Genomic DNA, 14,565 nt, shown 5'->3' with positions numbered 1-14,565 from the left:
GCCGAAAAAATAAAATATGACAACTCATCTTCACAGTAAATAGTGCCATTGAACCTGCCCTGGCAGCAAGAAAAAAGACAACGATTGATTTAAAAACAATATGTGACATTAAAGATCAATATAATCCATGTCAAAGGAGACATACTTACCGGTAACACGCGATTATAGCCAAGTTTGCCAAAGAAACGTAGAGATATCCACAGCAATAAAGAGTATAACAGGTCAATAAACCCTTAACGCAAGGATGAATAACCAGAATTGAAACCAGCATCCTGAACTTATCAAGAGGTTAAAATGCTTTAAAACCACCAGATACAAACAAAAAATAAAAAATTTATCCTGATGTTTTTAAATATGTTTTTTTTAATTACCCACAAATAATCGTTTGTTAATAATAAACATAGGTATATAAAGTTAAATAATTTATTTTTATTGCATTCCAACTTTTCTCCTGGAAGCGACTGGATATAGCATCAGATTGCTCATGACGCGAGTTGAGCGCCCGAACTTGAATGGATCCATTCGGCTCAGCCGGAAAAAAAACAATAAGATATTCGTTGGTTAACTATATGCATTAACCCTGTTTTGTGGGTAACGGCAGATCTAACGGGATGATAATCAGTGTATAAATCAAATAAAGAGGCATTCCTCTATAGTTATCCACCGAATCAAACGAGTTAAAACCAATGACTTTAAACAAAATTAAAATCATATAAGTTATTGTATTTTAATTCTTTTTTATATTTATCCACAGAAACTCATTTACTAATAATAAAAAAAAATTAAAAAAATGAATCTAGTATTAATAGTAACGGTGTGAATAATTGAGTTATTCCAGGCAGCCTTATCTTGCTTGCCATCCGCCTGTTTTGGGATGTGATCCAATATTTGACAGAAATTATAAAGTTATCTATCATTGCGAGCCTTGAAATATTAATTACAGGTTCATTATGAAACGTACTTTCCAACCCAGTAATTTGAAGCGTAAGCGCGATCATGGGTTTCGCGCTCGTATGGCAACAAAAGGTGGCCGCCTGGTTTTAAAGCGTCGCCGTGCCAAGGGCCGTAAACGTTTATCAGCATAAGTGGACTGCTTTGATAAATCGCGGCGCTTGCTGAAAAAAAGCGATTATGATCATGTTTTTCAGCAAGCAAAAAAGCTGGTGACTGCAGAATTTATCTTTCTGTATCGCTGTAATTCAGTAGGTCATGCCCGCTTGGGTTTGGCATTGTCAAAAAAAAACATCGCTAAAGCACATGATCGCAATCGAATTAAGCGTCTCTTACGCGAAACTTTCCGGACTAAAGAACTGCCAGCAATTGATGTAATCGTGCTTGGTAGGCAAGGGGTTGCCAATCTGCCAAATTCATTGACAATAACTAAATTGAGCAAAGCATGGGACAAGTTAGCAACGCTATGCAAAAAATAGTCTCCATTCCCATCAGGCTTTACCAGCTATTGCTGAGCCCATTGCTTAAACCTTGCTGCCGCTATTATCCAAGCTGCTCGCAATATACTCTTTATGCTATCCAGCAGCACGGTGCCGTTAAAGGGCTATGGCTGGGATGTTGCCGCATCCTGCGTTGCCATCCCTGGGCTGCTGGCGGCTATGATCCTGTGCTACCTGAGAAAAAAGAGAAATTTTAATGGATATTCGACGAGTGATTTTATATGGCGCATTGGCGCTGGTTTTGTATTCTTTGTGGACTGCTTGGCAAAGAGATTATCAGGTTCCATCCGTACCTGTCCACGATGCCGCAATCACGGCTGATAAGGAAAGGCTCCTTCCTCCTGTTGCTGGGCATGGCATTCCTGCCGAAGAGACGGTAAATGAGCAGCCCCAGTATGCAAACGATAAAGAAATTGCCGCAGAAAAGGCCGATAATCTCATTTCGGTTGAGACCGATGTATTAAAACTCAAAATCGATACAGAGCATGGGGATATCGTTTCAGCCCTGTTGCTTGATTATCCTGTCAGTGTGGAACAAAAGGATAAACCTTTTGCTCTTCTTCAGAATAAAAGAGGGGAGCGTTATGTGGCCAACAGCAGCCTGTTTACGGTGAAGGATCAAGCCATTTCCAATGTGGATTTCCATTTTCAAAGCAGAATGCAAAGCTATCAATTGGAACCTGGCCAAAAGAAGCTTGTTGTGACTCTTGAAGGGGACAGTCCCGAAGGGTTGCGGGCAAAAAAAGAATTTATCTTCACTGAGGGCAGTTATCTTATTGAAATGCGGTATGAATTGACCAATACCGGCGAAAAACCCTGGGTTGGTTACTTGAATACTCAGTTGTTGCGCAGTTCTCCGGCTGAAGACAAATCAAGCATATTCCACATCGGCTCTTATACCGGCGCTTCTTATTCTAATCCCGGGCAGCACCGCTATCAAAAAGTTTCTTTTCAAAATATGCAAAAAGCTAACCTGGACGTACAGGCAAACGGCGGCTGGGTTGCGATGCAGCAACATTATTTCCTAAGCGCGTGGGTTCCGCCTGCCGAAAGCAAGAACCGGTTTTACACCCGTACTTTTGATGGCACCTATACCATTGGCGCGGTCAGTCAACCCATCAGGGTTATGCCAGAAAAAAAGGAAGTGGTCGGCTCAAGGCTTTATGTAGGGCCCGAAATTACAAGCGTTCTTCAATCCATCGCACCCGGGCTTGATTTGACTGTGGATTACGGCTGGCTTTGGTTTTTGTCATCGCTGCTCTTTTCGTTGATGAAAGCCATTCATTCCCTGGTCGGCAATTGGGGTTGGTCTATCGTGCTGGTGACGGTATTGATTAAGCTCGCCTTTTACCGTTTGTCTGCCACCAGTTACAAGTCCATGGCTGCCATGCGAAAACTGCAACCCAAGTTGCAGGAATTGCGTGAACGTTATGGAGACGATAAGGCTAAAATGAGCCAGGCAACCATGGAGTTATACCGTAAAGAAAAGGTAAACCCTCTGGGCGGGTGCCTGCCTATCCTGATTCAGATTCCGGTGTTTATTGCCTTGTACTGGGTATTGCTGGAAAGCGTTGAATTACGTCAGGCTCCATTTATTCTGTGGATCAATGATCTGGCATCAGCTGATCCTTATCACGTGTTGCCAATCATTATGGGGGCGACGATGCTGATTCAGCAAAAATTGAACCCAGCGCCGCCTGATCCTACCCAGGCAAAAGTCATGATGTTTTTACCCATCCTGTTTACTGCATTGTTCTGGAGTTTCCCGGCAGGCCTCGTGCTTTACTGGATTGTGAACAATACGTTGTCTATATTACAACAGTGGTATATCACCCGTAAGTACAGCGATGATAAGCCGGTTAAAAAATTAGCTCCGGCCAAGTAGACAAGAAATCCCGGATTAGGACTTTATCCAGTCCGGGCTGCGCTAGATAGTCATGTTTTTTTGAGGTAGCTTGATGTCGAAGGACACCATAGCAGCAATTGCTACTCCCCCCGGAAGAGGCGGGGTTGGAATTCTTCGTCTCTCCGGTCCTAATGCCTATGGGATAGGATTAACCATAAGCGCACAGACCGAATTAAAGCCAAGATACGCTCATTTCTGCTCGTTCAAAAGCGCAGCTTCGGAATTGATTGATACAGGTTTGGTGCTCTATTTCAAGGCTCCCCACTCGTTTACTGGCGAGGATATTGTTGAATTGCAAACCCATGGTTCTCCAATTGTTTTGGATTGGTTATTGAAGGAATGCATTTCTCTGGGAGCTCGCATTGCAAGACCTGGAGAGTTCTCAGAGCGCGCTTTTTTAAATGATAAAATTGATCTGACCCAGGCCGAAGCCATTGCCGATTTAATCCATGCCAGTTCAGAAAGTGCCGCCCGTCTGGCTGTTCGCTCGCTGCAGGGAGAGTTTTCAAAAAAAATCAATGCGCTCAATGAGCAATTGATTCAATTGCGTCTTTATGTCGAGGCCGCTATTGATTTTCCTGAAGAAGAGATTGATTTTCTAAGTGATGGGCATGTGGCGGCGCAATTGAGGCAAATTCTTAATGAGCTTGATTCCCTCTTGGGTTCTGCCAATCAGGGGGCTATGTTGCGCGAAGGGTTGTCTGTAGTCATTGCCGGCAGGCCCAATGTCGGCAAATCAACCCTGATTAACCGCCTCTCCGGCAGGGAAGTCGCCATTGTCACTGATATTGAGGGGACAACCCGGGACGTCATGCGCGAATTTGTCCTCTTTGATGATATTCCTTTGCATTTAATCGATACCGCAGGCTTGCGGCAAAGCTGCGATAAAGTGGAGCAGGAAGGCATCAGGAGGGCCTGGCAGGAAGTCGCTCGCGCAGATTGCGTGTTGCTGGTGGTCGATGCCCTGCAAATGCCAGAAGATCAGGAGGTATTGGATCAGGAAGTCCGTAAGGCTCTGCCTGACGGCGTGCCAATCATTCGCATCGTGAATAAAATCGACAAACTGGGTCATTTGCCAAAGAGCGAGAACAATACTGTATATCTATCTGCCAAATTCGGTGATGGAGTTTCTTTACTGCAAGCAGAAATTAAAAAAGCTGTGGGTTATCAACCCGCAGAAGGTCAGTTTTTGGCAAGAAGGAGGCATCTTGAAGCCCTGAATAAGGCAAGGGAGCTCCTTGTTTGCGGCGAACAGCAGCTCATCATGTACCGGGCCGGGGAGTTGCTGGCCGAAGATTTGCGCCTTGCGCATCAGGCGCTCGGTGAAATCACCGGCGAATTCACTTCAGATGATTTGCTTGGAAAAATTTTTTCAAGTTTTTGTATCGGGAAGTAAACAGTCCTGTCAAACGGAAACTCCACAGCAATAGCCAATACGCCTGGAAAAGCCATCCCTAATCCTGTGCTTCTTCAAGCCGGCATGATGAAAAAAATAAATACAAAAACGCTTGAATTCGTACAAAACTGGAGGTAAGTTATTAATTTTAACGTTTTGTCCAGTTTTTATAAGGAAAGCCATCATGCCTTATGCCGGGTACAGCGATTTTTTGGCGGATAAAAGCCGTTTTTTTTCTGAGGTAAAAACAAAAAATGGGGCGGAAGATTATGCAAAAACGCACCGTTATGATTTTTTGCTGAATAACCGGCACCTTATCGAGCAGGAGTTTCACGACTTATTTACAAGCCTTAATAGAGAGCAGCAAAAAAGCAAGGAATTTATCCTGTACTGTTACTATTGCGCGCTGCTCCTGAAAACATTTTATGATGCTTACGATAAAGCAGACAAAGTTAAACAATATGAAGCATATTGCGTCGAGCTTTATGAATGGCTTGAAAATGAAAAACTGCGGCATAAAGTCTCTGAATCTTACTGGCAGCGCTTGCAAAAAAATATCGAGGAAAGCCTCAATGATTTAATATCTTTACCGCAACATGCCTCAAATATCAGGGGCATGATAGGGTTAATGAATATCACAAGATTGCAGATTGCTTTTTCGCGGATAACCATCCAGCAGCTACTGCTCACTGCGCAACAATTGCAATGGATTGATAAGCTCAATGATCTGCTCAAAATCAAGCTCGATGTAGATAAAATGGTCGGGGTTTTAAACCAGGGCAACGGTATTTTAAATGCCTTGAGTGTCGGCTTGTTTGCTGCCCGGTTTTTAATCAATGGTGCCATGCTGCTTAAACACACTGTGTTTGCTTCCAAAAAGGAAAGGGAAACCAGCGGCTTTAGCGCTCGATTCAAAGCTGAGCTTTCCAAGCGCGATCTCGACAGCTTATCTGATTTGACCTGGGCTTGTGTCAATCTTGTTACCAATTACGCAGGTTTCTTTCGTATTCCTGCAGCTGCGGCCAATGGAATTCTCATCGCGTTCCTGGTATTTGACATTTCCATTCTTCTCATCCGCCAAAATCGTGCCGAGCAAGCTTACCTTGAGAAAAAAGCGCAGTATCTGGCTGAATTAAGCCAATTGGGTGAAGGTCAGGAAAATCAGCGTAAATGGATTCAGGCGCAACTTGATGAGCTGGAATTAAACTGGCAGGTTACCTCTTCAAAATTCAATTTTGAAATAGCCGCGGCCGCTTTGCTCATGGGCAGTTTTTCCGCTGCAATGCTCTTATCTTTCCCGGCGGCCCTCCCCGTTTCTTTCTTTTTTTGTGTGGTGGCTTTTGCCATGTATGCGACGTCCAATGAATATGCGCAATATTGCAAGGCATCGCTGCAATACCGCAATAGGGAACTCGCTGGTGATGACAGCAAGGACGTTTTAGGGGAACTTCATAAGGCGCGCTTGAATTTTGCCCTGGCCATGGCAAAAAATACGATCATGCCCTTGCTTATCATGGGAACATTTGCAGTCTGCTGGCAGGCAGCGGTGGCGCTTACCCTGTTATTTATCGGCTATGAGTGCATCAAGGGCTTGTTGCCCCCAAAAGAATTATTATTCGGCAAGGACAAGCAGGAAGCGGATGAAAGCTCAACCGCTTTGCTTATTTAATATTAATGCTTTCTGATAAAGCTCATTTTTGGGTAAACCGCTGATTGCAGAGGCAAGTTTTACCGCCTGTTTTAGCGGTAATTCAGCAAGCAAGAGCGACAAAAGCTTTTCACTTTTTGTTTTGTCTTCCCCTGCTTTCCGCGGCGGAAGAATTAAAACGAATTCGCCTTTGCTGCGAGCGCTCTCTTCTTTAAGCCAGGCAAGAACCTCAGCGCAGCTGCCCTGGATAAAGCGCTCAAAAGCCTTGGTCAATTCCTTGGCAAGCACTAATTCGGAACATTCGCCAAATACAGCAGCAATATCGCTTACAGCATCGATAATACGATGGGTTGATTCATAGAAGACAAGCGTATGGCTAAGGCTTGCCAATGTTGATAAACGCTCCCGTCTTGCCGCCTCTTTCGCCGGCAAGAAACCGGCAAAGGTGAATAAATCGCAGGGTACTCCTGCGGCGCTGAGTGCTGTAATCAGTGCAGACGGCCCGGGAATGGGCACAACCGGAATACCTAACTCGCGGGCTTTCCTGACCAGGGGGAAGCCAGGATCGCTGATTAAAGGCGTACCTGCATCGCTGATGATGGCTATGGATTTTCCAGAGCGCAGCGCAGCTATGATTGCCTCGCTTTTTTGCGCTTCATTATGCGCATGAAGAGAGCTTAAGGGTTTGGTTATCCCAAAGCTTGTCAGCAAAGGACGGGAATGGCGGGTATCTTCTGCCAGTATTAAATCGACATTTTTTAACGTTTCCAGAGCACGAAAACTGATGTCATCACGGTTGCCGATAGGCGTTGCGACAATAAATAGTGACCCTTGGGCATCATGGGTTGTTGCTGAAGCAGTTATCATCGTTTATTCTCTTTTGGTTCTTCATTTGGAAATGATCCATGCATCCACCGGTTTTAAAATCACTCATACTCAGTTGTTGCCTGCTGTTGTTGACTCAGTGCAGCAAGGTAGTTGAAATTCAGCAAAATACCAAGGCAGAAATTGGCAATCCTTATCTTATGCCGGCGGCCACAAGTCTTGCCCTGGCTGAAAATCAAACTGGAGAAGCACGCCAGTCTCTTAAGCTTAAGGCGGCCGGCCGCTTGATCCAGGACGGCCGGCTTAAGCAGGCACGCCTGATTTTAACACGGCTGCAGGATTTGTCGCCTAAACTGCAGGATGAGAAACATCTTTTGCTGGCCAAAATTGAACTGATGCGGGAAGGACCAAAATCCGCGATTTCATGGCTTACCAAAGTGGGAGGCAGTCAAAATCTCTCATTGTATCAGCAAATTCAATATCATAAGCTATTAGCGGAAGCTTATGAGAGCAATGGCAATGCCATTGAAGCAGTCAATGAGCGCATTAAGCTTGGCGAGCTTCTGCCTGATGCAGAGTCCAGGGAAAAAAATTATCGGGCTTTATGGCTCAATCTTGCAGCAATGCCTGCCAGTGAACTCAATACTCTCGCCCTGGAAGCGGAAGACAATTCTGCGGCGCTGGGCTGGATTAATTTGGCGCTTGTTTCCAAACATGATTATCAAAATCCACATGCCATGATTTCTGCTATTATGAATTGGCGCCGGCAATTTTCAAACCATCCTGCCGCCTCCCTCATCCCGCTTGAAACCGCCCAATCCCGCCTGTTCGCAGCTCCCCGGCAAATGGCTTTATTGCTGCCGTTAAGCGGACCTTTAGCGGGGCCTGGAGGCGCGATTCGCGATGGTTTTATGGCTGCTCTCGAAGGTGATGCAAAAAAGGATAAAGCGAAGGTGCTCTTTTATGATACCAACTCTAATGACGCGTCTTTTCTGTATCAGAAGGCTGTCAATGATGGCGCGCAATTCGTAGTTGGACCGCTCCTTAAAAATGAAGTACAGAAAGTGGCGTTACTCAACCACCCCGTACCAACAGTATTGTTAAATGATTTGGAATACCTCAAGCACAAGGGAAACAGCTACCAGTTTGGTTTATCGCCGAGCATTGAAGCGCGCCAGGTTGCCGTCAAAGCGCGCAAGGCTGGCCTTGGCCATGCTTTGATCATCGCCCCGGCAGGAGAATGGGGGGATGATGTAGCGGCCGCATTTGCCGCAGAGTGGCAGGGCAATGGCGGGAGAATAGTCGATACGCTGCGCTATCGAAGTAATGATAACTTAAACACGGGAATTCGCGATTTTCTGCATATCACAGACAGTGAGTTGCGTAAAAAACAATTACAAAAATTACTGCAGCAGAACATTGCTGCAGTTCCCCGGCGCAGGCAGGATTTTGATATGATCTTTTTACTTGCCTATCCCGGCAAGGCGCGCCAAATCATGCCGCTGTTAAAATATTATTACGCGGGAGATATTCCAGTCTATGCCACATCCAGCGTGTATGCCGGTCATTTAAATCCGTTAAAGGACCGCGATCTAAACGGCATTATTTTTTGTGATATGCCCTGGGTGTTTACCCATCATATGGGCAATAAAAACTGGCCGGAGTGGTTGAACAGTTACAATCGTTTATATGCCTTGGGTATGGATAGTTATGCGCTGTCCAAACAGCTCAACCAGCTGCAGTTTTTTCCTGCCTTGGGCATCAAGGATAAAAGCGGCGTACTTTATCTCAACCCTGATGGAAAAATAAGCCGCATTTTAGCTTGGGGACAGTTTAAACAAGGGATGGCAAATCTTAGGAACCAGGGTAGGATTATATGGTAATCCTTATCATAAAGGGCATTGCCGGATACAGAGGAATGAGCGCCCTGCTTGCAATTACCTTAATCCTCGTTTTATTGCACATTTTCGTACCGCTTACGCTTGCCATTATATTTATTCTATTCTACCTTACTTTCCGCACCGTTGCTGAGACGCTGATGGTGATGCTGGGCGTGCCTTTTGCCCTATTTGGCGGATTTTTACTGCTTTATTTATTAGGCTCAATCACCATTTAATTATGCCCAAATAGCAATGGCAGCGAGAGCAATGGACGAGATAAAAATGGAGTCACAACGGTCATATCGAGTTGCGATTCTCCTCCAGTGCTTGAATCGATTAAATGCTCTCTCAATGAGATTTCGCATTTTGTAGGTATCTTTTTCATACAGGCGCTGCACAATACGGTTCCGTTTTGGAGGAATAACGGCTACTGCCTTCATACAGTGCTTAACATAATGAACAATACTATCGGTGTCATAACCTTTGTCTGCGAGTACAGCCTCTGCTGTTTGCCCCTCCAGCAAAGACTCAGCCTGGGTGCAGTCAGCCGTGTGTCCCGCTGTCAGTTGAAACTTGACCGGCTTGCCTGTCCCGTCTGTGACAAGATGCAGCTTTGTGGTTAATCCTCCTCGACTTCGCCCCACAGTCGAGTTTTTTTTACACCTCTTCCAGTCGTTGCATGCTGATGTGCACGTACGATACTGCTGTCTATCATGCGATAACGGTTTTTACTATCTGACAGCAGAATTTCAAATACTTTTTCCCATACGCCCGCATGTGCCCAGCGACGAAAACGATTATACGTCCTCTTCCATGGCCCATATCTCTCCGGCAAGTGATGCCACATCGCTCCACTGCGGATCACCCATAAACAGCCATTTACAAATAAACGGTTATCTGTCCCTGTTCGACCCCTATCCGTTGCTTTCCCTGGAAGAAATGGCTCTAATTTATGCCACTGCTCCGCTGTTAATTCATACCGCACTGGCATTTGACTACTATTCCCTTGAAATTGTGAAAAATAACAGTTTACGGATTTTTTTATTGTATTCAATTTAAATGGTGATTGAGCCTAGATTTCTACTTCAGGCGGAGTATACTCTTGTTTTCTTTCTTTGGGAGTTCTTGTGACCATATCAGATTTCACCCTGGAACAATTAAAAAAACTGGCCTCTATTGCCCTGGACCAAAAAGAAGAAAATCAGTTGCTTCATGATTTGCAGGCTATCATGAACTTTGTGGATGATTTACGCGGAGTTGAAACCAAAGACGTAAGCCCGCTCCATCACCCGCTTGATCTGCACCAGCGGCTTCGTCCGGATGTCGTCACTGAAATAAACCATATCAACGAACTGGCCAAATGCGCGCCGCTTTTTGAAAATGGTTTATATCTCGTCCCCAAGGTCATTGAGGTTTAACAATCATGCAATTTGAGTCGATCCGGTCGTTACATAAGGCCTTATACCAAAAAAAAATCTCAAGTATTGAATTAGCAAATGATTATTTAAACCGTATTAATCAGGCAAAAACGCTGAACGCCTTTATCAGCATTGACGAAGAGGGCGCATTAAGCAAGGCACGGGCAGCGGATCGCCTTATTCAACAAGGCAAAATGAGCTTCCTCACAGGCATTCCCTTTGCCCATAAAGATATTTTTTGTACAGAAACAATGCCTACAACCTGCGGGTCGCGAATGCTCGCGAACTTCCAGGCGCCCTATTCCGCAACCATCGCGGCCAAGCTTGGTATGGAAAATGCCGTGTTGCTTGGCAAAACCAATATGGATGAGTTTGCGATGGGCTCTTCCAATGAAAACAGCTATTTTGGCCCAGTAAAAAACCCATGGAATCACGCCCATGTACCTGGCGGCTCTTCCGGCGGATCAGCTGCTGCTGTGGCTGCAAACCTCATTCCGTTTGCGACTGGATCCGATACTGGCGGCTCAATCAGGCAGCCTGCGGCATTTTGCGGCATTTCCGGCATGAAACCAACTTATGGCCTTGTCTCGCGCTTCGGCATGGTTGCCTTTGCCTCGAGCCTTGATCAGGCAGGCCCTATGGCAAGAAGCGCCGAGGATTTGGCAATCGTGCTGCAAGCCATGGCTGGATTTGATCCACGCGATTCAACATCCATCAATAAACCGGTTCCTGATTATTTGTCAGCCCTCGGCTCAAGAATTTCGCCGCTGCGCATTGGCTTACCCAAATCTTTTTTTCAGCCTGAAGTGGAAGCTGGCATCCAAAAAGCCATTTTAGAAGCTTTAAAGATTTATACTGAGGCAGGAGCAGAGATCATGGAACTCGATCTAAAATTCCAGCCTCTATGGGTTCCCTGTTATTATGTGATTGCCTGCGCTGAGGCTTCTTCCAACCTTGCACGCTTCGACGGCATCCGTTTTGGTTACAGAACCCCTGACGCTGAAAATCTGTTTGATCTCATCAACCGAAGCCGCGAGGAAGGCTTCGGCCTTGAAGTGAAGCGGCGGATCCTCACCGGAACCCATGTATTATCTTCCGGGTATTTTGATGCTTATTATGTACAAGCACAAAAAATAAGAAGACTGATTCAGCAGGAATTTCTGGAAGTCTTTAAGCAGGTGGATGTCATCATCGGCCCGACTACACCCACTCTTGCTTTTAAACTGGGTGAAAAAACCAGTGATCCGACCACGCGCTACCTGGCAGATATATTTACGGTTGCAGCAAACCTCGCAGGCCTGCCCGCCATATCCATTCCCGCCGGATTAAGTAAACGATTGCCCATTGGGATGCAGCTTTTAGGGCCTTATTTCAGTGAGAGCCGATTGCTGAATCTGGCTCATTTTTTTCAACAGCATACATCGTGGCATCAAATCGAACCTGAGGAAAAAATATGATTTTGGAACCAGTCATTGGCCTTGAAGTGCATGCCCAGTTAAAAACAAAATCAAAGCTCTTTTCCGGAAGCGCTACGATATACGGTGCTGAGCCTAATTCGCAAACAAGCTTTATTGATGCGGGCTTTCCAGGCGTTCTTCCGGTATTAAACGGCGAGGCGGTAATCATGGCCATTCGCTTTGGCCTTGCCATTCAGGCAGAAATTCAGGGAATATGTTATTTTGAGCGTAAAAATTATTTTTACCCGGATCTCCCAAAAGGCTATCAAATCAGCCAGTTTGAAAAACCGATTATCCGCGATGGCTGTCTATCCATTCGCCTGCCTGACAATACGGATAAAAAAATCCCTATCGTTCGTGCGCATTTGGAAGAAGATGCAGGCAAGTCGCTCCATGAGGCCCATCCTCTCTACAGCGGCATTGATCTAAACCGTGCAGGTACCCCGCTTCTGGAAATTGTCACAGCCCCTTGCCTTTTTTCCGCTGAAGAAGCGGTCATTTATCTAAAAACGTTGCATGAATTACTGCGTTTTCTTGATATTTGCGATGGAAATATGCAAGAAGGCTCTTTTCGCTGTGATGTGAATATATCGCTTAGGCCAGAAGGGAGCGATGCTTTGGGCACTCGGGTCGAGCTTAAGAACCTGAATTCTTTTCGTTATATTGAAAAAGCAATTCTTCACGAGCAGCTGCGCCAACAAAATGTATTGCAATCTGGCCAATTTGTACGGCAAGAAACAAGGCTTTATTCACCAGTGACAGATTCCACTTATCCGTTGCGCGGTAAAGAACGTGAAGAAGATTACCGTTATTTCCCTGAGCCAGACCTCCTGCCCGTTCATCTGTCAAAAGAAGATATAGCGCATATTCAAGAAAGCATGCCTGAGCTTCCAGCCCAAATCAGGGCGCGCCTCAGAGAAATAGAGGAGTTTTCCAGTGATGATATTGAATTTTTGCTTTCCTCACCGGAATTAATTCATTTTTTCGATTCAGTCGTCAAACAAACCGCCGCTTCTTTAAAAACAGTGGTTAACTGGTTAAAAGGCCCATATGCTGAAGCTTTAAATGAAACGAACGGCAGTTTTGCGTACCCCCCGGTGTCAGCGAACCAATTAGGGAGCTTATTAGACAAGTTGTCCTCTCAAATAATTAATCATAAAACGGCCAGGACCATTTTTTCTCAATTACTCACCTCCAAGCAAACTATCGATGAGCTTATTGCACTCCATGGTTATGAGCAAACGATGAAACAAAGCGAACTTGAAGCGGCCATACATGAAGTTTTGAATCAATTCCCGGAACAAGTTGCCTTATACCGTGCCGGCAAGGATAAATTGCTTGCGTTTTTTGTAGGTCAGGTCATGAAACAAACCAGGGGGAAAGGAGATCCATCGCTGGTAAATAAGCTGTTGCGGAATTATCTAAAGTAGCCTCTATTAAAAGTAGTCCGCATTAGACGAAGTTCTAATGCGGGGATAGGAAAAAGAAAAACCCGTATTACGCTTCGCTAATACGGGCTACGCTAGGATAGGCGGCAGGATTTAGTGATAAGGCTTGACGATCACGGTGGTTCCAATATCAATGAAATTTTCATTCAGCCATTTCGCAGCGCTCGGCAATACCCGCACACAACCATGGCTTGCATTGTAGTTTGGCACTTCATATGCTCCGTGAATGGAATAACCGCCATTGAAGTGCATGCAATACGGCATGCGCGCACCTCCGCCAGTCTCAATGGGGTAAATGCTTGAAGTACAATCTTCCCCTTTTTTCGAATAAACCCGGAATTTGCCTGTTACCGTTCGGCAAGGCCTGCCCACATCTTCACAGAAATCCTTACCGCCAGAAGCTCTTCCGGTTTTCACCCGGTTGCCCTGCGCATCATAAGCAGCCCAGGCTGTAACTTTGGGGTCAAAAATAAAGACTTTCCTGCCTGTTGCCTCACGCTTGGCCGGGAAATAATCACTTCCTTTGTTATCCATGCTGTGATGCACGGTATAGTGCGAATAACCTGCATCATCAACCACCACGGTAGACGGATCAATTGGTCCGCACGCAACAGCCGACATACACAACGGCAATACGATAAGCTTCTTGTCCATAGGTCAATCCTCCCTATTTTCCTAGGTTATCGGGCGGACTGATGATTTATTTAGCAGATTTTACAATTAATAGCTAACTTCTTGTATTAATTAGAAACTTTAAGTTCTTTATTAAGCCTTTTTTGTTCTTTTTCAGGCAATAAGGCAAGAATTGCAAGAACCAATTGCTGGTCGCTGCATTCAAAACAGCCGCCCCTTGGCGGCATGGCATTGAGGCCTTCGTCAGTATGCTTAAAGAGAACTGAGAAACCCTGTTTTATGCGGTGCTGCCAGTCTGCCTCAATGCCAATCCGCGGGGCGCCTAAGGGAATAGGCGGATTTTCCGAATGGCAATTACTGCAAAAGTGTTGAGCAATCTCAGCGCCTTCATGCTGAGAACCCGTTACACTCTTTAAGAAGTCCTGCGGATGGTGGGAAGCAGCAATTGCATTCAATGATAAAAAATACATCCCCGCGATTGCCCATTTTGTTAGCTGCATCAC

Annotated in this window: 15 protein-coding genes; 11 read left to right on the top strand and 4 right to left on the bottom strand. The window is 45.4% G+C overall.

The window, feature by feature from the left end:
* Positions 1–950: 950 nt before the first annotated feature.
* The 6 genes from rpmH (at position 951) to Llon_RS04785 (ending at position 6,422) form a co-directional block, all read left to right on the top strand.
* Positions 951–1,085 carry a 50S ribosomal protein L34 gene (rpmH, locus tag Llon_RS04810; RefSeq protein WP_058528923.1) on the top strand — a complete coding sequence of 45 codons (135 nt, stop codon included), beginning with the start codon at positions 951–953 and terminating at the stop codon, positions 1,083–1,085.
* Complete coding sequence (gene rnpA / locus Llon_RS04805; RefSeq protein WP_058528922.1) at positions 1,086–1,430, top strand: ribonuclease P protein component; 345 nt, start codon at positions 1,086–1,088, stop codon at positions 1,428–1,430.
* Entirely contained in the window at positions 1,397–1,648 is a 252-nt protein-coding gene (gene yidD, locus Llon_RS04800) for a membrane protein insertion efficiency factor YidD (protein WP_058528921.1), read from the top strand. The genes rnpA and yidD overlap by 34 nt, the downstream gene beginning before the upstream one ends.
* A complete protein-coding gene (gene yidC / locus Llon_RS04795; protein WP_058528920.1) occupies positions 1,648–3,336 on the top strand; it encodes a membrane protein insertase YidC in 1,689 nt (562 codons plus the stop codon). The genes yidD and yidC overlap by 1 nt, the downstream gene beginning before the upstream one ends.
* A 73-nt stretch (positions 3,337–3,409) precedes the next feature.
* Positions 3,410–4,753 carry a tRNA uridine-5-carboxymethylaminomethyl(34) synthesis GTPase MnmE gene (gene mnmE, locus Llon_RS04790; RefSeq protein ID WP_058528919.1) on the top strand — a complete coding sequence of 448 codons (1,344 nt, stop codon included), beginning with the start codon at positions 3,410–3,412 and terminating at the stop codon, positions 4,751–4,753.
* A gap of 184 nt (positions 4,754–4,937) precedes the next feature.
* Positions 4,938–6,422: a hypothetical protein gene (locus Llon_RS04785; RefSeq protein ID WP_058528918.1), complete on the top strand. Its 1,485-nt coding sequence runs from the start codon at positions 4,938–4,940 to the stop codon at positions 6,420–6,422.
* On the opposite strand, the gene rsmI is transcribed toward Llon_RS04785, so the two are convergent.
* A complete protein-coding gene (gene rsmI / locus Llon_RS04780) occupies positions 6,402–7,268 on the bottom strand; it encodes a 16S rRNA (cytidine(1402)-2'-O)-methyltransferase (protein ID WP_058528917.1) in 867 nt (288 codons plus the stop codon). The genes Llon_RS04785 and rsmI overlap by 21 nt on opposite strands.
* A gap of 38 nt (positions 7,269–7,306) precedes the next feature.
* On the opposite strand from rsmI, the gene Llon_RS04775 reads away from it, so the two are divergent.
* Complete coding sequence (locus Llon_RS04775) at positions 7,307–9,109, top strand: penicillin-binding protein activator (protein WP_058528916.1); 1,803 nt, start codon at positions 7,307–7,309, stop codon at positions 9,107–9,109.
* Positions 9,110–9,144: 35 nt separating this feature from the next.
* On the top strand, positions 9,145–9,342 hold the full coding sequence (locus Llon_RS04770) for a hypothetical protein (RefSeq protein ID WP_162261940.1): 198 nt from the start codon (positions 9,145–9,147) through the stop codon (positions 9,340–9,342).
* Here Llon_RS04770 and Llon_RS11245 read toward each other — a convergent pair.
* Positions 9,343–10,097, bottom strand: a protein-coding gene (locus Llon_RS11245) for an IS5 family transposase (protein WP_157079307.1) whose coding sequence is annotated in 2 segments (ribosomal slippage) — positions 9,343–9,767 and positions 9,767–10,097 — 756 coding nt in all. Because the reading frame shifts where the segments join, the coding sequence is not laid out codon by codon here.
* A 136-nt stretch (positions 10,098–10,233) separates the two neighbouring features.
* Between Llon_RS11245 and gatC the strand changes: the two genes are divergently transcribed.
* The 3 genes from gatC to gatB are packed head-to-tail and all read left to right on the top strand — an operon-like array spanning position 10,234 to position 13,411.
* On the top strand, positions 10,234–10,524 hold the full coding sequence (gene gatC, locus Llon_RS04755; RefSeq protein ID WP_058529101.1) for an Asp-tRNA(Asn)/Glu-tRNA(Gln) amidotransferase subunit GatC: 291 nt from the start codon (positions 10,234–10,236) through the stop codon (positions 10,522–10,524).
* 5 nt (positions 10,525–10,529) lie between these two features.
* Complete coding sequence (gene gatA, locus Llon_RS04750; RefSeq protein WP_058528913.1) at positions 10,530–11,981, top strand: Asp-tRNA(Asn)/Glu-tRNA(Gln) amidotransferase subunit GatA; 1,452 nt, start codon at positions 10,530–10,532, stop codon at positions 11,979–11,981.
* Positions 11,978–13,411 carry an Asp-tRNA(Asn)/Glu-tRNA(Gln) amidotransferase subunit GatB gene (gene gatB / locus Llon_RS04745; protein WP_058528912.1) on the top strand — a complete coding sequence of 478 codons (1,434 nt, stop codon included), beginning with the start codon at positions 11,978–11,980 and terminating at the stop codon, positions 13,409–13,411. The genes gatA and gatB overlap by 4 nt, the downstream gene beginning before the upstream one ends.
* Positions 13,412–13,522: 111 nt before the next feature.
* On the opposite strand, the gene Llon_RS04740 is transcribed toward gatB, so the two are convergent.
* Both Llon_RS04740 and Llon_RS04735 read right to left on the bottom strand, forming a co-directional pair.
* Complete coding sequence (locus tag Llon_RS04740) at positions 13,523–14,083, bottom strand: L,D-transpeptidase (protein ID WP_058528911.1); 561 nt, start codon at positions 14,081–14,083, stop codon at positions 13,523–13,525.
* A gap of 86 nt (positions 14,084–14,169) precedes the next feature.
* Positions 14,170–14,562, bottom strand: a complete 393-nt coding sequence (locus Llon_RS04735; RefSeq protein ID WP_058528910.1) for a c-type cytochrome — start codon at positions 14,560–14,562, stop codon at positions 14,170–14,172.
* Positions 14,563–14,565 lie beyond the last annotated feature (3 nt).

This window comes from Legionella londiniensis (assembly GCF_001467825.1).
GTDB lineage: Bacteria > Pseudomonadota > Gammaproteobacteria > Legionellales > Legionellaceae > Legionella_A > Legionella_A londiniensis.
The sequence above is the reverse complement of the archived record's forward strand: the minus strand, read 5'-3'. Positions and strand labels throughout refer to the sequence as shown.